18 protein-coding genes are annotated in these 19,384 nt (G+C 36.5%); 14 read left to right on the top strand and 4 right to left on the bottom strand.

From position 1 onward, the window contains the following. Positions 1 to 16: 16 nt before the first annotated feature. From MM214_RS00060 to MM214_RS00110, 11 genes are all read left to right on the top strand, one after another. A complete protein-coding gene (locus MM214_RS00060; RefSeq protein WP_241290646.1) occupies positions 17 to 589 on the top strand; it encodes a hypothetical protein in 573 nt (190 codons plus the stop codon). A gap of 42 nt (positions 590 to 631) precedes the next feature. Next, entirely contained in the window at positions 632 to 1,534 is a 903-nt protein-coding gene (locus MM214_RS00065; protein WP_241290647.1) for a histone deacetylase family protein, read from the top strand. 92 nt (positions 1,535 to 1,626) lie between these two features. Next, positions 1,627 to 2,232, top strand: a complete 606-nt coding sequence (locus MM214_RS00070; protein ID WP_241290648.1) for an OmpH family outer membrane protein — start codon at positions 1,627 to 1,629, stop codon at positions 2,230 to 2,232. 159 nt (positions 2,233 to 2,391) lie between these two features. After that, on the top strand, positions 2,392 to 3,363 hold the full coding sequence (locus tag MM214_RS00075; RefSeq protein ID WP_241290649.1) for a deoxyhypusine synthase family protein: 972 nt from the start codon (positions 2,392 to 2,394) through the stop codon (positions 3,361 to 3,363). 34 nt (positions 3,364 to 3,397) lie between these two features. Continuing rightward, positions 3,398 to 5,101: an OmpA family protein gene (locus MM214_RS00080; RefSeq protein WP_241290650.1), complete on the top strand. Its 1,704-nt coding sequence runs from the start codon at positions 3,398 to 3,400 to the stop codon at positions 5,099 to 5,101. Between the two features lie 6 nt (positions 5,102 to 5,107). Then, complete coding sequence (locus MM214_RS00085; protein WP_241290651.1) at positions 5,108 to 5,623, top strand: acyl-CoA thioesterase; 516 nt, start codon at positions 5,108 to 5,110, stop codon at positions 5,621 to 5,623. A 379-nt stretch (positions 5,624 to 6,002) separates the two neighbouring features. After that, a complete protein-coding gene (locus tag MM214_RS00090) occupies positions 6,003 to 6,593 on the top strand; it encodes a DUF3244 domain-containing protein (RefSeq protein WP_241290653.1) in 591 nt (196 codons plus the stop codon). 372 nt (positions 6,594 to 6,965) lie between these two features. Beyond that, on the top strand, positions 6,966 to 8,501 hold the full coding sequence (locus MM214_RS00095) for a M20/M25/M40 family metallo-hydrolase (RefSeq protein ID WP_241290654.1): 1,536 nt from the start codon (positions 6,966 to 6,968) through the stop codon (positions 8,499 to 8,501). Between the two features lie 215 nt (positions 8,502 to 8,716). Continuing rightward, complete coding sequence (locus tag MM214_RS00100; protein WP_241290657.1) at positions 8,717 to 9,874, top strand: acyl-CoA dehydrogenase family protein; 1,158 nt, start codon at positions 8,717 to 8,719, stop codon at positions 9,872 to 9,874. A gap of 220 nt (positions 9,875 to 10,094) precedes the next feature. Then, positions 10,095 to 11,780 carry an AMP-binding protein gene (locus MM214_RS00105; protein ID WP_241290658.1) on the top strand — a complete coding sequence of 562 codons (1,686 nt, stop codon included), beginning with the start codon at positions 10,095 to 10,097 and terminating at the stop codon, positions 11,778 to 11,780. 223 nt (positions 11,781 to 12,003) lie between these two features. Continuing rightward, entirely contained in the window at positions 12,004 to 12,426 is a 423-nt protein-coding gene (locus MM214_RS00110) for a hypothetical protein (RefSeq protein WP_241290660.1), read from the top strand. 248 nt (positions 12,427 to 12,674) lie between these two features. Here MM214_RS00110 and trpS read toward each other — a convergent pair whose 3' ends face one another. Continuing rightward, complete coding sequence (trpS, locus tag MM214_RS00115; RefSeq protein WP_241290661.1) at positions 12,675 to 13,646, bottom strand: tryptophan--tRNA ligase; 972 nt, start codon at positions 13,644 to 13,646, stop codon at positions 12,675 to 12,677. A gap of 162 nt (positions 13,647 to 13,808) precedes the next feature. On the opposite strand from trpS, the gene MM214_RS00120 reads away from it, so the two are divergent. Further along, positions 13,809 to 14,816, top strand: coding sequence for a DUF1573 domain-containing protein (locus MM214_RS00120; protein ID WP_241290662.1), 1,008 nt, complete (start codon positions 13,809 to 13,811; stop codon positions 14,814 to 14,816). A 122-nt stretch (positions 14,817 to 14,938) separates the two neighbouring features. Next, positions 14,939 to 15,196 (top strand): YtxH domain-containing protein, encoded by a 258-nt coding sequence (locus tag MM214_RS00125; RefSeq protein ID WP_241290663.1) that lies wholly within the window; start codon positions 14,939 to 14,941, stop codon positions 15,194 to 15,196. A 55-nt stretch (positions 15,197 to 15,251) separates the two neighbouring features. On the opposite strand, the gene MM214_RS00130 is transcribed toward MM214_RS00125, so the two are convergent. The 3 genes from MM214_RS00130 to MM214_RS00140 all read right to left on the bottom strand — a co-directional run bounded on the left by MM214_RS00130 (position 15,252) and on the right by MM214_RS00140 (position 18,752). Further along, positions 15,252 to 17,129: a CocE/NonD family hydrolase gene (locus tag MM214_RS00130; protein ID WP_241290664.1), complete on the bottom strand. Its 1,878-nt coding sequence runs from the start codon at positions 17,127 to 17,129 to the stop codon at positions 15,252 to 15,254. Between the two features lie 126 nt (positions 17,130 to 17,255). Next, the gene (locus MM214_RS00135; RefSeq protein ID WP_241290665.1) at positions 17,256 to 17,867 is read right to left on the bottom strand and encodes a hypothetical protein; all 612 of its coding nucleotides are present in this window, start codon (positions 17,865 to 17,867) and stop codon (positions 17,256 to 17,258) included. Between the two features lie 183 nt (positions 17,868 to 18,050). Beyond that, positions 18,051 to 18,752: a hypothetical protein gene (locus tag MM214_RS00140; protein WP_241290666.1), complete on the bottom strand. Its 702-nt coding sequence runs from the start codon at positions 18,750 to 18,752 to the stop codon at positions 18,051 to 18,053. 65 nt (positions 18,753 to 18,817) lie between these two features. On the opposite strand from MM214_RS00140, the gene MM214_RS00145 reads away from it, so the two are divergent. Next, positions 18,818 to 19,342, top strand: a complete 525-nt coding sequence (locus tag MM214_RS00145; protein WP_241290668.1) for a HEAT repeat domain-containing protein — start codon at positions 18,818 to 18,820, stop codon at positions 19,340 to 19,342. Positions 19,343 to 19,384 lie beyond the last annotated feature (42 nt).

Genomic DNA, 19,384 nt, shown 5'->3' on the forward strand with positions numbered 1-19,384 from the left:
CTAAAAATTTTTAAGCATGAAAAACCAAAATGAAGGATTTGAACCAGAGATCATAGAAGCACTAAAGAGTGAGTTAAAAGCTTCTGGTAAATCGTTTAAAATAATAGAAGGAGAAGAGGAGAATTCTGATGAATTTGTCAATTTTCTTTTTATTGGAATGTATGAAGGCAAGGAGGTCATTTATGATGCCGCGCTTTATACATTGAGGCTTCACCATTCATCAGAAGTTTATGAATTGGCGGAGCATGAAGCAGCGAAGAAATTTCCAAATTTCAAAGGTATCCGATATGAGGAGGATGAAAATGGTAATTTAAAACCTTTGAGTAGTGAAGATGAGGAGATTGGTTGGTTTATTACAGAAATTATCATGGATATAGAAGAAGAGGAAATTGTAAAAGTACAGGAGTTCATTGATATTGACACCCATCACGATTACGGTATTGGTCTAGATGCAGCTATTCATGTAGAATTTATCGACGAAAAAGTAATTGATAGATTTGTAAAGCAATTCAATGATGATACAATCAAGCTAGACGAAACGTTTTATGCATTTCAGTCAGAAGAGGAAGAAGAAGACGTAGAAGATTAATTTAATGCGCTTATTTTTTTCGAAATTAGGCGCGTTGTAAAAATGTTAAAAATAGCTTATTCACCCCTATATGCTCACCCACTCCCTAAAGGTCACCGATTTCCAATGGAGAAATATGAGCTTTTGCCAGAACAATTAGTGTATGAAGGAACTGTCAAAGAGGATAGTTTTTTTGTTCCAGATGATTTTGGTGAAAAATGGATTACTTATTCTCATGATTTAGCCTATTTTGATAGATTAAAGAAACTTTCCCTTACAAAATCAGAGATTAGAAAGACGGGTTTTCCGCTGTCTGATGACCTGATCAAAAGAGAAATTCAAATCATGAATGGATCTATACAGGCATGTTTGTTTGCTTTGGAATTTGGAATAGGCATGAACATAGCCGGAGGTACACATCATGCTTTCTCCGATAGAGGAGAAGGATTTTGTCTACTTAATGATATCGCTATATCTGCAAATTATCTGATTGCTAATCAACTGGCAAAACGCATATTGATCATAGATTTGGATGTACATCAGGGAAATGGAACGGCCCAGATGCTGACCCATGAGCCAAATGCATTTACCTTGAGCATACATGGTCAGTCCAATTATCCATTGCATAAAGAGAAATCTGATTTGGATGTAGGCTTACCTGATGGTACCACAGACGAAGTTTATTTATCAATTTTGGAATATCACCTTTTCCCACTTATTGATAACTTTCAGCCAGATTTTATTATTTATCAAAGTGGGGTTGACGTTTTGAAAAGTGATAAATTGGGAAGGCTGGGAATGAGTATTGCTGGCTGTAAGTCTAGAGATCAGATGGTTTTACAGTCTGCAAAGAAAAATCAGATACCCATTATGTGCTGTATGGGCGGCGGATACTCACCTCGAATCGCAGATATCATAGAGGCGCATTCAAATACTTATAGACTTGCACAAGATATATTCTTTTAACCCAAATTAACAAAGTCAGAATCTATATTGATTTGTAGATTAGATTCTTTGTTTATATTTGCGCCAATCAATAAACAATATTTAGAACCATCGTGAAGAAATTATCAAAAGTATTAGGTGTATTAGGATTTGCAGCTGTTGTATTTTCCTCTTGTGACAAGTCTACAAACAATTCAGCTTCGAATGTAGCTGCTGAAGATTCACAAGAAGTAAGCATTACCGATTTGAAAATTGCTTATATTTTGACTGATAGTGTGATTGCCAATTTTGATTTATTTAAAGACAAATCTGGTCAAATCACAGAAAAGGGTAAAAAGTTTGAATCAGAATTGGGTAGCAGAGCAAGAGGATTTGAGCAAGAAGTAGCAAACTTTGAGCAATCTGCTGGTACCATGACACCAAATCAAGCAAGAGCCAAGCAAGAGGATTTGATGAAAAAGGAGAGAAATTTAGTGACATATAGGGATAACTTGATGCAAGAATTGCAAAGCGATGAGGCTCAGCTTTATAGCGATGTGATTGATAAAATTCAAGAATTCTTGACTGAGTATGCAGAAGAGAATGACCTAGAGATGATTCTTTCTTATACAAGAGGAGGAGCTGTATGGTATTCAAAAAAATCTTTGGATATCACTGAAAAAGTTACTGCTGGTCTTAATGCAAAATATGCATCAAGCAAAACAGAAGCTGCAAAATAATTTACTACTCAAATATCTTACATTTTAAAAGCTCGGAATTTTCCGGGCTTTTTTCATGTAAAAGAAATTGGTACTTTTGTACTCTTTATAACAAAAGCTCTAGAATTTATTTTTGAAATGATTTTAGAATTGTTCACAGAAAAGAAAAAATAAAAACATATGAAAATTACGGAATTTCTTAAGCACAACTACAGACATTTCAATGCAGCAGCATTGATAGATGCAGCTGAAGGATACAAAGCCCATATTGACAATGGAGGTAAAATGATGGTGACTCTTGCAGGTGCAATGTCAACCGCTGAACTTGGGATTTCTTTGGCTGAAATGATACGTCAAGACAAAGTACAAATCATAACTTGTACTGGAGCCAATTTGGAAGAGGATGTTTTCAACCTTGTTGCTCACGATTATTATGAGAGAATTCCTAACTATAGAGATCTTTCTCCTGAGCAAGAGAATGAGCTTTTGGCAAGACATATGAACAGGGTAACCGATACTTGTATCCCTGAGATGGAAGCTATGCGGAGGATTGAGGATGTGATTTTGGAAGAATGGGTGAAAGCAGATCAAGCTGGTGAAGCTTATTTTCCACATGAGTTTTTTTATAAAATCTTACTTTCAGGAAAATTAGACAAATCATTTCAAATAGATCCAAAAAATAGCTGGCTATTGGAAGCAGCAAAGAAAAATCTTCCGATCATCGTTCCTGGATGGGAAGATTCTACATTAGGAAATATGTATGCTGGTCACGTCATCTCTGGAGATATCAAAGATGTACATACTGTTAAAGGGGGAATTCAATATATGATGTTTTTGGCTGATTGGTATACTAACAATGCCAAAGAAGATAGCACCGTGGGGTTCTTCCAAATCGGTGGTGGTATTGCTGGAGACTTTCCAATCTGTGTTGTTCCTATGCTTCATCAAGACCTTCAAAGAGATAATGTGCCTCTTTGGGGATATTTTTGCCAAATCTCTGATTCCACGACATCTTATGGCTCATATTCTGGTGCCGTACCTAATGAGAAGATCACATGGGGCAAGCTAGGGATCAAAACACCTAAATATATTATAGAATCTGACGCAACTATTGTAGCTCCATTGGTATTTGCGATCGTTTTGGATCAATAATTGTTAAGATTCAAATATGATTGAAATTAACAGTATGAATAATTTTCTTAAGGCAAGCGGGATATTCCTGCTTGCTTTTTCTTTTGCTACTCAATCAGTGGCACAAGAGGTCGTCCCACTTAAAGTTTTGAACACTCCTTATGATGAACAGCATCCTGTGGTTTCACCAAATGGAGAGTTGTTTTATTCAGTGGGTTTTCACCCTGATAATTTAGGAGGGAATACAGACCTAGGGGATATTTGGATGGCCAAGCAATCAGCAAGTGGGGATTGGCTAGCCCCAGTACATGTGCGCTCTCTTTCTACCAATGGAAATGATGTTGTCGTAGGTTTTCCAGACGCCTTGACAGCCTATGTATATCATAGTGGAGACGGGGTAAAGATAAAACAAGGAATTCATCAATATGCAAGGTTTGGATCTGAATGGAATTATGTTAGGATGCTTTCAATGGGCAATTTCAGAAACCAAAGCAGTCATTTTAGTGGGAGATTAAGCAAAGATAATAAAGCAATCATCATGGCATTAAATTCGTATGGATCATATGGCAATGAAGATCTTTATGTTTCAGAAATGATTCGTGAAGGCTTGTGGAGTTCTCCAACCAATCTTGGATCTGATGTTAATTCATTCGGACAAGAAATGACACCTTCTATTTCCTCAGATTTATCTACAATTTATTTTTCAAGTAATTCCAACACAGCTGGTAGAGGCAGAGATGTCTATATGGCCAAAAGGAAAGGTGAAGGATGGGATCAATGGTCTAAGCCTATTCCACAATCCCAAGTGAATACAGAAGGGGCAGAATTAAGCTATCTAGTGTTTGACCTAGAAAATGAACGTGCCATTTTCACAAGTACCAAAAACTCTGAAGGCTTTGGAGATCTAATGTTAGTGGCTCATCTAATAAATGAAGAAGATGAATCGAAGGAGGAAAACACGATCTCTGAAACATTTCAAACTGTGCAAGATTCTAATGTGGTCACTCAACCTGATACTTTGACTCGGAATGCTATGGATACATCTGTAGTCAATGAGCGTGAAGCAATAGAAGAGTTAAAATCAGAGGTGAGTCAAATAGCTGATGCAGTAGTGTCTATTGAGACACCAGAATCACCTGATTCTGTTAATTTTGATTCAGAAAAGTCTCATGTTCAAATCACAGTCAAAGATGCCTCAACTTTAGATGAAATAAGCTATAATTTGACCACTACCAATAGGCAAGGTGTGAAAAGCACCTTGGAAGATGCCGAAGCTTTGGAAAATATGATGAATACTGGGCAGCTAGTTAGCTTTACCATATCAAGTCAAGGGTATATTCCCGCTACTTTAAGCGCAGGGGTGTTGAATGAAGATAAGTTAGAAGTGCTACTTACTCCAGTAAGGTCGGGAGCTTTAATTGTACTAGAAAATATCCAATTCAATAGAGGAACGGCTGATTTTGCGGATGCACAATCTATCAATCAACTGGATGAATTGGTAGATTTCATGAAGGCAAATCCAAATGTGACTGTAAGACTAGAAGGTCATACAGACAATGCAGGAGACCCACAACTTAATAAGGAGCTATCTATGCAGCGAGCATCCAAAATCAGAGCTTACCTTACTTTGAAGGGAGTGGAGTTTGAAAGCGTAAGGATAGCTGGATGGGGAGGGGCTAGACCCATTGCTGATAACGGTACGGAGGAAGGAAGAGAGAAAAATAGAAGAGTTGAATTTATCATAGACAGAATAAAGTGATATAAGATGTTCGAATACAATCAAGAGAAGCATTACCCAAAAGAAACAGAAAGCAGAGTTGTCGTAAGGTTTCAGGACTGTGATCCACTTCAGCACCTCAACAATGCAAAGTATTTTGATTATTTTTTCAATGCACGAGAAGATCAAGTTCCAAAACTCTATGGCGTTGAAATGATTGATTTTATTAAAAAATACAATGCGGCTTGGGTGGTTTACAATCACAATATTGCTTATGTAAGACCTGCCAAGGTTGGTGAATGGATCAGAATCAGGAGTAGAATACTGTGGTATAATCATAATACTGTTTTGGTCGAGTACTATATGACTGACGATACACAGAGAGAGCTAAAAACCTTACTTTGGACGACAATGAGGTATGTCACCATCAAGGATGGCATGTCTACTGAGCACAAAGGTGCCGTTTTGGAATTTCTCAAAGCTACCTCAGAGGACTTGGACATACAGGATCTTTCGATAAATCAAAGAGTGAAGCACTTAAAGTCAAAATTGATAGGTTCATAGATTACTCAATTGATCGTTCGTTTTTAGACTGGGTTTGTACATTTGCGTACAGGTCCAGTCTTCTTTTTTTTCATTTAGATAGATTTTGGAAAATAAAGTAAAATTAAGTTTTCTTAATTTACCCTAAGGTATGCAACCTCTTCGAGAACTTGATTTGAAAGGATTATTTACATAATTGTATCACATCGATACAAGTGGACAATAGGGTGTTATGAAAATAGTACAGTTTTATCGAAAATATTTTTTAATTTTTAGTTGATAATTTGTAATTTATAGTAATTCAAATGGTTAGGGATATTTAAATTCTAGCATAGCTGATTTTTTTGGTACAAATGCTGGATATAGTATGGTATCAAACAAACCAAAAAATACAGCTATTATGAAAACATTAATGACACTGGCTATGGTACTTTCAATGAGTATTGCAAGCATGGCAAATGAGGGAATTGTAAATGTAAGTGCGGCATCTAAAGTCAAAGTGAATGGTAAGTCTTTTACACTTTCACTTGATGAAACACTAGGTAAGGTTAGGGTAGTGATCTCTAACCCACAAGGGAAAACGATTCATCAGCAAGTATACTTTATAGAAGAAAATACCAAAGTACCTTTCAATCTATCTAATTTGCCAGAAGGTACTTATCATGTAGAGATTGCTAGTTTGGAGAAAAGGCATGTGGTCGGAAAGACGAAATATGATATCAAAATTTCTAATTCAGAGCCAATGGCATTGCCCTTAATGGCTTCCTTCAAACCTATAGATGACAACAAAATTAGGTTATCTGTTGTTGGTCTTGAGATCCCTGGACTTCTTGTGAAAATCAAAGATGCTCGAGGACAGGTAGTCTTTAAAGAGTATATAAATGAGGAAGGAGGATTTCAAAAGATATACAATTTCCAAAAATTAAATACTAATGGCTTTACTATGGAGTTAGAAGATGCCAAGGGAAGATTCAAAACCCTAGCGCTGTGAGCTATGAAATATAAATCCGAGAAATAGGCAATCAAGAGAGATTTTGATTGCCTATTTTTTTTCGCTCAATGAAATATTTTTCTTTTGAGAATAACTGTTTTTGCACTAGAAGTTGTAGATCAAGTAAATAATAGATGGCTTCTAGAAGACTTTACGCATTCTCTAATTAACGACATTTACATTAGCGGTTATTTCAAGTAATTTTTTTTCTACAATTTTGGAAAGAGATCTTCGGCTTCGAGTTTTGAATCATTCATCAAAATTTACCTCTTTTTCCTTGTTTAAAATCAGTTTAAAAATAGGATCTATTAAGAGAAAAGCTAAGGATGTCAGAGTTCAATTTGATAAATCAAATTTAAAACAACGATAGAAATGCAGTTCAAAAACCAGTTTAAATTATTGCTTTTTGCCTTATTTGTTTGGTCAAGTTTCGCTTATGCGCAAGAGAAAATTGACTTGGAAGTAATCTATAAGATAAAAAACGAAGGCATGAGAAATTCTCAAATTCAAGATTTATCTTTTCACCTTACAGACCTCATGGGACCAAGACTATCAGGATCGACCAATCTTCGAAGATCAAGAGAATGGACAGCCGAAAAATTCAAAGAGTGGGGATTGGAGAATGTGAAGATAGATTCATATGGAGATTTTGGAAGAGGTTGGGATGTGAAGAAGTCATATATAGCCATGAAAGATCCCTATTATGCGTCTATCATAGGTCATCCCAAAGCTTGGACAGATGGTACAGATGGTTTGATTTCTTCAGAAGTGATATTAGTTGATATTCAAAGCGAGTCTGATATCGCAAAATACAAAGGAAAGCTTTCTGGTAAAGTGATTATCGTCCCCACGACTTTATCTACCTCACCTGCTTTTGAAGCAGAAGCAAAGAGGTTGACTGATGAGGATTTGGAAGCAAGAAAATCCGTAACTGTAGGTGCTCAAGGTGGTAGATGGACACCACAGCAGCTGGAGACAATGAGACTACAAAGAGAGCTAGATGCAAAAGTGAACGATTTTCTTTTGCAAGAGGGAATAGCTTTGAGGTTGACAGGGACTAGAGGTAATTTTGGTACTGTTTTTCATACTAGGGCTGGTTCATTTAGCACTGATAAGAAGAAAACCATACCAGAGATGGAAATAGCTTTAGAGCATTTTGGAAGGATAGAGCGATTGATCAAGAATGGTCAAAAAGTAAGTATTGATGCAGAAATAGAAGTAGAATGGCTTGATGATGACTACAAAGGGTACAATGTCCTTGCAGAGATTCCAGGTACTGACAAGACTTTGAAACCAGAGCTCGTGATGCTAGGTGCTCACCTTGATAGTTGGCATGCAGGTACAGGAGCCAATGACAATGCCGCTGGGGTGGTAGTAATGATGGAGGCCATCAGAATATTGAAAACCATTGGAGTCCAACCAAAGAGAACTATTAGAATTGCACTTTGGGGAGAGGAAGAGCAGGGACTATTTGGCTCTAGAGGGTATGTTCAAAAGTATGTGGCTGATAGACTATCGAAAGATAAAAAAGGAGAGTGGGACAAAATATCTGCTTATTATAACGTGGATAATGGATCTGGCAAAATAAGAGGTATCTATTTGGAAGGCAATGATCAACTGGTACCAATTTTTGAAAAGTGGTTTGAACCATTTCATGAAATGGGAGCTAAAACTATTACTAGAAGGAATACTGGTTCCACGGATCACGTAGCATTTGATGCAGTTGGTGTTCCAGGATTTCAATTTATTCAAGATCCGATAGATTACGGTAGGGGTTATCACACCAATATGGATCTTTATGAAAGAATGCAGCAAGGAGACATGACCCAAGCAGCAATCATTGTAGCTGCTATGGTGTACAATACCGCACAAAGAGAACAAAAACTACCAAGAAAAGCTTGGGATTAAGAGAAAAAATCATTTATAAAGAAAGAGGGATCCAAAATGATCCCTTTTTTCATGTATTATTATCTCTTGATCTTTGAAATTTCAATTCCAGTGAATTTCAAATAAAAATGTCGTTTTGAGGCATCAGTTTGTAGAAACACCGTATATTGGTATATTGAAAACGCTAAGTTTTCTTTAAAAAACAACAAATTGTATTGATATAAACCCAATAGAGAATGCAAAGTATACCAAGGACGATTTTTGATGATGAACATCAAATGTTCAGGCAATCAGTCAGAGATTTTATCGAAAAAGAAATCAAACCCTACAATTCAGAATGGGAAAAACAAAAGATGGTTTCCAAATCATCTTGGAAAGCATTGGGAGATAACGGTTTCCTATGTATGAGCGCACCTGAATCTTATGGAGGATTAGGTTTGGAGGATTTCAGGTATGCGGCTCTATTTATAGAAGAACTCGGTCTTAGTGGGTGCTCAGGACCAGCGATAGGATATCCACTTCATTCGGAAATTGTTTTTCCATACATTTTACATTATGGTACAGAAGAAGCAAAGCAGAATTATATCCCTCAGCTCATCTCAGGTGAGATGATCTCAGCAGTTGCCATGACCGAACCTGGAGCTGGCAGTGACCTCCAAAATATCAAAGCCACAGCGATAGACAAAGGTGATCATTACATTATCAATGGTACCAAGACATTCATTACCAATGGATATTTGTGTGATCTGGTCGTCGTGGCTGCCAAGACAGATCCGACCTTAGGAGCCAAAGGAATTAGTCTTTTTCTGGTTGATTCAAAAATGGAGGGATTTTCAAAGGGCGTGCCTTTCGAAAAAGTTGGTTTACATGCCCAGGATACTTGTGAGCTTTTTTTTGAAGATGTAAAAGTTCCCAAATCAAATCTTCTTGGCAATGTAGGTGAAGGATTTAAATATTTAATGACAGAACTCGCTCAAGAACGTCTCGTAGTTGCATTAGCCGCATTAGCGCTTGCAGAGAGTACCTTTTATGCCACTGTGGAGTATGTAAAGCAAAGACCGGCATTTGGCAAAACTATAGCTGATTTTCAAAACACAAGATTCAAAATTGCCGAAATGTCTGCAAAACTTGAAATGGCAAGGATATATTTAGACCAATTGGTCATGCTTCATAATGATAAAAAAGTAGACTCAGCCATGGCATCCGCAGCAAAATACTCCATGACGGAACTCCAATGTGAAGTAGCTGATGAATGTGTACAGTTACACGGGGGATATGGCTATATGTGGGAGTATCCAGTAGCTAGAGCTTATGCAGACGCGCGTGTTCAGCGTATCTATGCCGGTACCAATGAAATTATGAAAGAACTTATCGCAAGAAAAGTGTTAAAATAAATTGTAAATTCAATCAGTTTAAATTTCTTCTTGAAATTTAAACATCCTTTTGACCTTAAGAATGGTGTATTTCAAAGTTTGGAATCAAGCATAATTCATGTATTTTACTCCCCGATTTAAAATTATACAAAACCGTTAATTTCTTTTTTAAGAATAAGACGATAAACAGAACAATATTAAATACCGTTAAACTATTGTTAACCCAAAATAGATATTATTCATGCAAGATTTTCCATGGTTCAAATTTTATCCTTCAGCAGTAGATAAGGAAATAGATGTACAAGCTTATTCTTCAGTTGTAGACCTTTTTGAAGAAAGTGTAAAAAAGTATGGGGATGCAGTAGCCTATGAATGTATGGGCAAGACCATAACTTTCAATCAAGTAGATACTTATTCGAAAGTATTTGCCTCCTACCTTCAGAATAATCTAAAAATGAAAAAAGGGGATAGGGTCGCCATACAAATGCCCAATTGTTTGCAATATCCAGTGGCGATGTTTGGAGTTTTGAGGGCAGGTATGATAGTGGTGAATACTAACCCGCTCTATACAGCTAGTGAAATGAAGCATCAGTTTACAGATGCTGGAGCTGATGCGATTGTTATTTTAGCCAATTTCGCATCAAATCTTCAAAAAATAAGGAAAGATATACCCGCCAAGCATGTGATCATAACCGAGTTAGGAGATATGTTAGGAGGGATAAAGGGCTGCATAGTAAATTTAGTCGTGAAGTATGTGAAGAAGATGGTGCCTGCATATGATCTTCCTCATGCGATCAAGTGGAAGCAAGTGATGTCGACAGCCAAAGGAAATGGTTTCAAGAAAGAGACGCTGACTTTAAAAGACACAGCTTACCTACAATACACAGGAGGGACTACGGGAGTTTCAAAAGGAGCTGAGTTGACTCATGGTAATATTGTGGCAAACATGCAGCAGATTTCTGCTTGGATGAAGCCTAAACTTAAAGAGAATGAAGAAATAGTAATCACAGCCTTGCCTTTGTATCACATATTTGCATTGACAGTGAATTGCCTTGCCATGATGAAAATCGGCGCACATAATGTATTGATTACCAATCCTAGAGATATGCCAGGTTTTATCAAAGAATTAGGTAAACATAAGTTTACCGTTTTCACAGGAGTCAATACACTTTTCAATGGATTACTTAATCAAGCTGCATTTGCCAGCTTAGACTTTTCATCCTTAAAAATTGCAGTAGGTGGTGGTATGGCTGTACAAAAAGCAACTGCTGAAAAATGGGTAAAAGTCACAGGAACGCCTTTGGCAGAAGGCTATGGGCTTACAGAGACATCACCTGTTGCTACTTGTAACCCGATCGATGGAACAGAAAGAATTGGTACGATAGGAATACCTCTACCTCAGACTGATATCAAAGTGATAGATGATGATGGGAATGAGCTTGGAGTAGGCCAAAAAGGAGAACTATGCATCAAGGGGCCTCAAATCATGAAAGGCTATTGGAATAGGGCTGATGAAACAGAAAAAGTAATGGAAGGTGAGTGGTTCAAATCAGGAGACATAGCGGTGATAGATGAAGATGGCTTTGTGAAAATTGTAGATCGAAAGAAAGAAATGATTCTTGTTTCGGGATTCAACGTGTATCCAAATGAAGTCGAAAATGTAATCGCTTCACATCAAAAAGTCCTCGAAGTAGGAGTAATAGGAATGCCAGATGATAAATCCACCGAGAAAGTTGTCGCTTATGTAGTACCAAAAGACAAGTCAGTCAGTGCTGAGGAATTGATAGCTTTCTGTAGAGAAAACCTTACCAATTATAAAGTGCCTAGAGAGGTTCATTTTGCAGAAGAACTGCCAAAGACCAATGTAGGTAAAATACTTCGAAGGAAGATTAAAGAAATGCACGAGGAGAAATTGAAGGTAAAGTAATGATCATCCTAAGAAACTTCTCATGAGTGACGTCTAGAAGTTCGTCAATATTTAGCCTGCTATTGGAATAGAAGATTTTTGGTTTTCATGCCTAATCTGAATCGATAGCAGGCTAATTTGTTTGAAAAAATCAAGGCATATACCTACATTATATAGTTTCAAAATTGGAAAGCCTTTTGTTATTCAATAACTTCGTATCAAGATTAGAAAACAACAAGAATTAATGGATTTAAACAAACTTGACCAAGACCTGACGGCAATTGTGGAGAAAAGAATTGCATTGAGTAAAATCACCTATGCTGATGAAAGGTATGATGATATCGAAGAGGAGCTACATGATTTGGAAGATGACTTCAATGAGGATTATGGTGATGTGTTAGAAGCTGAATTAGAGAAAATTTATAAGAAGCTTAAGTCTGATAATGATGTCCTGCTTCCTTCTGCCTATCTAGCCAATGCTTATGTACCTATGCTACCGGATGCAAATGGAACAGTTTCATATGAAGTCAAAGGGCCTCAGGGAGTTCCAGTAGAATCTGATCAATTTGAAAATCAGGATGTAAGAATTGTCCTGATTCCGAACCCATGTAGATTTGTAATGCAGATCAACGGAGTATCATTGAAAGATTTGTGGAGAGCAAGATAAAGTATTGAACAATACATAACTATATCTCCAAAGTATCTAGATTTCAGACAATACAAATTGCTTTTGAGATTTAGATAATTTTGAATGATATTAATCAATTAAAGAATAAGTAACTGGTGAAGATTGATTGATAAAAAATCTAGTATTTATTTGAATTTGCACATCTTGACTAGTAGCAGATAGTCAAAAAATATATGACCATAGCTGATGTAGGTTTTAGAACATCATCAGCTATGGTTTTTAATTTATCAAAAGCCTAGCTTTTGTCTTACAGCTGATAAGATTTTTTGTGCCTCAGCTTTCGCCCTGATTTCACCTTCAGCAAGTTTTGAGTCGAGTATTTCTGGATTTGACATATAATGATCAAATGCCTCCCTTTCTTTGCTGAATTTTGCTAAAATCAACTCCAAAAATGCTGTTTTAGCATGACCATATCCGAAATTACCCGCCAAGTATTTCTCTCTCAAAGCAAGTGTCTCTTCTTGATTAGCTACAAGACTGTACAACTTGAAAACATTGCATGTGTCAGGATCTTTTGGCTCTTCTAGGGGGGTACTGTCAGTTATGATAGTATTGATATTTTTCTTCAACTGCTTTTCAGGAAGAAAAATATCAATGATATTATTATATGATTTACTCATCTTTTGACCGTCTGTACCAGGAATGATTTTCACAGACTCACTTATCCTTGCCTCTGGGATAGTAAGCATTTCTTCCTCCACGATCCTATTGAATGTACTGGCTATGTCTCGGGTGATTTCTAAGTGCTGAAGCTGATCCTTTCCCACAGGAACAAGGTCTGCACTATACATCAAAATATCAGCAGCCATGAGTACAGGATAAGTGAATAAACCTGCATTTACATCTGCTAATCTATCTGATTTGTCTTTGAAACTATGGGCATTGGCCAACATTGGGTAAGGAGTAAAGCAACTCAAGTACCAGGTCAATTCTGTAACCTCTGGAATTTGAGATTGTCTGTAAAAAACCGTTTTGTCTATATCCAATCCAAAAGCAAGCCACGCCGCAGCAACCGCACGGGTGTTCATTTTTCTCAATTCACCATCTTTGATAGTGGTCAGTGAGTGCATGTCTGCAATAAAAATATATGATTCTCCTTGTTCTTTTTTTGTCAAAGCTATAGCAGGCATGATCGCACCTAGTATATTACCTAAGTGTGGTCTGCCTGAACTTTGTATTCCTGTGAGTACTCTTGCCATTTATTTAAAATTTTGACGCAAATTAATTAAATATGGGTAGATTTCGCTCGATTTTTGACGTTATTTGTCCATATGAAAATCTCTATGTTTAGGTTACTAATCTGTTTGTTTTGCTTTGGATTTAGCAAAGTGTCTATCGCTCAAGATATTAATCGGAATTTAATGTTTTGGGAAAATAGAATCATTGATGTAGGAACAATACTTCAGGAAAATGGTACCGTGGAAGTTGAGTTTTTAGGCTTAAATCAAACTGATTCTCCTATTGTCATTACAGATGTGATTACAGATTGTGGCTGCACCGCAACAGCGTTTGACCGCGATTCTATCCCAAAAAGTAAAGTAAGTAGTATCAAAGTAAGCTATGAGCCAGACTATCTAGGAGGTCCTTTCACCAAAATGATCATCGTAAGGACTAATCAGGATATCTATGGTGATACGCTATATTTCAGAGGTGTGAACGTAACTATGCCGGAAGATGTGGAAGCTGCTTATTCTCATAAATATGGAACTATAGGACTCAGACTTCCTGTGATCAATATGGGAAATGTATACACCAATGAGCCAAAAACAAAGATGATTGAAATTTTCAACTTTGGTAGAGATACATTGAGATTAGAGGGGCACGAGTTAGAAGTAGTAAAAGATTTTATCTCTACAAAGCTATCTCCAGAAGCAATAGCTCCAAATTCAAGAGGAATACTGGTTTTAGAATACAATGGATTGGAAAGAAATGATTTCGGTTTTGTGAATGATCATGTACTTTTTCAATTTAACACCATATCAGATCCGATTAGGTTGAATTTGATAGCAAATCTTTTTGAATACTTCGAACCAGTGCCCAAAACTAAGGAACTTGAAGTACCTAGGATAGGAATTAATGAAATTGACCTTGACTTAAGAGAGGTCAGGTCTGGTCAAAATGTCAAAAAGTCAATTCAAATTTCAAATATTGGTGGTGAGCCATTGGAGATAAGGAAAGTAACGACTACATGTGACTGTCTTCAAGCGAGTCTGGCCGATTATGAAATTGGAGTTAATGGAAGTACACGCCTAGAATTTAATTTTGATACTTCTGGAAGAAAAGGAATTGACCATAAGCATATTACAATTTTTTCCAATGATCCTATAAATCCGGTACGAACAATCGTAATAAAAAGCAACATTAAATAAAAAATCGTTAAAAAAAGAACATCGTGGCATAGTTTTCGTTAGATTTATCGTAGAATTTTGAAATAATAAGAACATTTCAAAATCTATTTAAAAATTTTATTTTCACTTAAAAAATTTAAGACATGAGTTCTACAAAATTTCTTTTAGGCGCTCTATTAGGTGCAGCTGTCGGTGTACAAGTAGGTATTTTGATAGCTCCAGATAAGGGTGTAAACACAAGGAAAAAACTTGGTAAAAAAGGCAGCGAATACATTGACGATGTAAACAGCAAGGTGAATAGCTTCATCGATGGACTCACTAAAAAAGTAGATGAGGCAAGTCAGGAAGTAGATAAACTTGCGAAGAAAGCTAAATCTGAAGTTGATAAATTATCTAAATAATTATCTTCTATAGGTATAAAAAAAGGCAATCCAGATGATTGCCTTTTTTTATGTATTATTTACCAACTATTGGAAGCGTAATACTACTTGGGTATTTGCTTGAATGATGTATCTTGTTTGTAGCTATTATGCCTTTAGTTTCATCATATGTATTTCCCCCTGTATTCATATTTCTATCAAATCTTGGGAAATTAGAAGAAGTAATCTCTATTCTGATACGATGCCCCTTTTTGAAATAATTGGATGTGGACATAGGGGTAAGGTTGACCTCGTACACATTGCCCTCTTCCATAAACACCTCTTTTTCATAGCCTTCTCTGTATCTTACTCGCTGAATAGTTTCATCTAAGTTGTAAGCCCTTCCATCAGGATACACATCAATTATTTTTATAGTCAAATCTGTATCCCTTACATCTGATGATAAGTAAAGTTTTGATTGAATAAAGCCTGTCACCTCTGTTCCTTCTGTCAAAGGTTCTGTGGTATAGACCAATATATCTTCTCTCAATTCTATCTCTTGCTGATCCCAAGATCCACCCTGAATGGCATTTCCAGTACAGCACACATTTCCTCCATATGAGGTCACAGGGTTCATTGGGTCATAGGTGAAGGTATCTGGATTGTCTTTGTTGGGTTTTCTCTTTGTCAAAGTACCGTCACCAAGTCTGCTGTTGGCATTTCCTTTACTATCTAGATAGAAAGTAGTCATTTTGGCTTCTTTGGGAGGCCAAGTATCAGAAGATTGCCATACATTTGAGCCCATGGTAAAATATTGCACTTTTGGCATATCTTTTTTTACCTGGTTATCATCTTGCTTTAGCCAAAAGTCAAACCAAGCATAGGTAAGCTCATTGTAGTTTAATCTTGCATCACCTAGAGACCTTTCACCAACTATGGTGTCATCAGTGGCTCTGGTAAATGCACAGTGTAGGGTGGGTGCTATGACCAGATATTGATTGTCTTTGGTAGCTTGATTTTTTGCGTTTTTGATGATGTGATTATACATCGCAAGGTTAGGACTGCTTGCTACATCATACCAAGATACAAACCAAAATCCTGGTTTTTCAAAAGGCATATCATCATGAAACAATCCACCTTCATACCACTTTGGATCATTAGGTTTTCTGGTTATCATCTCTTCATAGATGCCTTTTGGACCATTGACATTTTTAATGATGTCTTGAATAGGTAAGTGTTTTAAACCTTCTTTCCAGTCTACTCGAGGGTATCTTGGTGCCATATCGTAGAACTTTTGAAGCCTTTGAAGATCTTCCTGCGCTATTCCTTCTGGAAGTCTTGGTGCCATTGGGTCATGCTGTGTACTGTAAAGCCAAGTGGTGAATAGCATCTGCCCAGCACCACCTCTGTACCAATTGCCTTGCTCGTAGTAATCCCCAATTCTTCCAACACCTGCTCCAAAACCCTGAGGAATCAATGCTGTGTGAGCGGGATGATCCAGTGCAGCTACTGCCATTTGCCATTCAGCTGTAGAAGAACAGCCTATTGTACCGATTTTTCCATTGCTCCAAGTCTGAGAAGACATCCAGTCCATCGCATCATAGCCATCAGTCAATGGAGTGCCTAAAATATCCCAATCTCCTTCCGAAAAGAATCTACCTCTTTCATTTTGAACTACATAAGCATATCCTTTTTCTACCGCTTCTAATGCAGATTGCAAGGTTCGGGTGACCAATTCACCGTCTCTGTACGAATTGAAATTATAGGGTGTTCTTGAAAAAATAATCGGAACAGGCTGATCACCTTTCGGTCTGTAGATGTCTGTAGATAGTCGCACCCCATCTCGCATTGGCATCATTACTTTTTGATCAATTACAGCAATTTCATCGAGTCTTTCTAAAATGGACTTTTCTTGAGCTGAAATTTTACCAAAAGATATAACAAGGATTAAAACAAAGTAAATTTTTTTCTTCATAGTGAATTGGATTGTAATTGCAGATAGACGATTTTCATTGAAACTTGTTCTCGAAGTTTCAAAAGAAGTTCTATCCTAAAAATAGCAATTAAAATCTCTCCAAAACAGAGAATTTTTTAAACGGACTTAATTTCTGCCAAACCGCTCTTTTATTCCCTCAAAAAATGGAGTTCTGTTTTTTTTGCGCTTTGCTCTGGCTCTTTGACGTTTCTTTTTATTTTGAGTCTTACTTTTTACCAAGACAGTTCTTGCAGAAATCCCCACTTGACCTCTGTAGAATTCCTGTCTTCCAGACATATTGAAGTTTGGCTTATAATCCAGAGAAATGGTGGTGTTCAAAAGTGTCATTTCTACTCCACCGATCAAATCGACACCATTGGTAACATTTCCATATGTGGTGATGATTTCTCTGGTGTCTGGATTTTTTACCTGACTTTCTTCCCAGCCAAAAGAATATCCTAGTCCATAATAATAATTGAATCGTTTGGATATTATTGGCTTATGTTGTTCCAATAACAAGTGCATTGTAGTGTTTCGACTGAAATCTGACTGAACAATTCCTTCGATTGTGACATGTTTTAATATCCGCTGCTGAGCCGTAAGACCCACAGTTCTGCTGTAGTTGTTTGAGCCTAACCTCAACCCTGCGGCAGTACCGTATCTTTGTGCCTGCAAAGGAAATACTATTAATAAGGAAATACTTACTATGAAAAGTCTGGGGATGAATCTGTTTTTCAAAATATCATTAGATTAGTTTGGCTAAAATCATTCAGTTTTCTTTTTGCCTGTCAATTACAAATAGGTTCTTAAGAAGATATCAAATCTACATATTATCGTCTTTCATTTTGTAATTGCAAAACAATTATTACAGAAAAGAAGGAAAATAAATCAACATTTATTAACAACTTCTATTCCAAAGTGTCACCAGTCATCTTGATCTTTTTTACTTTCAGAATCATTGTTCATATTCATTTGCTCCAAATAGTCCTTACCATCAGGGGAAAATTTGACTTCACCCTTTTTCAAAAACTCGTTTGTATCAATCAATGCTTCATAAGTTGGATTTTGGATATGTTTGGGGATTTTGAATATTCTTTCATCTTGCTTTTCAAATGGTAAAGGAGATTTTGTTCCATAAAAATAGGGGATTAGCGTTTCTGCACAGCTAATTCCAATTCTGTCTATTCTATGAGATTCGAAATGTTCATTGATTCTTTTCGAGATGTCCTCAAAAAAATCAAGTGTCTCTTGTAACCTGACACGAGAACCTGCTCGAGATTTTCCTTTGGTCTTTAAATGTTTGATTTGACTTTTTCCTTGCTTTTTTCTTACCATATAGGCTCGAAATACAATGTGTTTTTCATTTTCGAAATTTTCAAAATATCCGACAGTCGCAATTCCCGATCTTATCATTATCAAGATATAATTCAAGAATTCACAGTCAATAATTTGATTCCTATTTGTATCAAAAGCCAATGAAAGTGGAAGTCTTATGGATATAGCTTTTTGATTTTCAATGTAATAATTTACTTGATGTTTACTTGACTTATATTCAAAATTTAAGTTTTGAATATGGGGAATTAATTTTTTTATAGACTGAATATCAGTGATATATGATTTCATGTAAGGTGATTTGACCAGAGTAGAAGTATTGCCCTTATATTTGTAGGACACGAAAATAATCAAGCATGGATAATAAAATACAAAGTCTCTTCATTAAAATGTGCGATAAGTCAGAAGATGAGGCTTATGCATATGCTGATCAATTGGCTGAAATCGGGACAGAAGAAATCTTAGATAAGCTGATAGAAATTTTGAATGGAGAAGATATTGACAATTCCTATTTGGCAGCTCGCGCTTTGAGCAAAATGGAGCATAATCAAAAGGCAATTGAACCATTGCTAGAGTTGATACATCATCATAAAAACAAACATAGAAATGGTCAGTATGTTCAGGCTCTAGAAGGATTTGACTTAAGTGAGCGCTTTGTAGACTTACTGAGAATCTACTTGTTTTCAAATTTCAAATCCTCTACACTTGCTAAGTACTACTTAGATTACGTGGAATTCGACTTAAGTCCACGAACTTTAAAAAAAGCTGAGAAGCACTGGGGTCATTATGAAAATAATGTAGATAAGGAGAGTGATGATTATTTGATAAAAAAAGAGGAAGTATTGACCATGTTTGAAGAGATCAAAGCACTTTTTGAATAAATAATCAAGTAGGATAAATCTACAAATTATAATTCTTCATCT

This window comes from Belliella kenyensis, assembly GCF_022549675.1.
Taxonomy (GTDB): domain Bacteria; phylum Bacteroidota; class Bacteroidia; order Cytophagales; family Cyclobacteriaceae; genus Belliella; species Belliella kenyensis.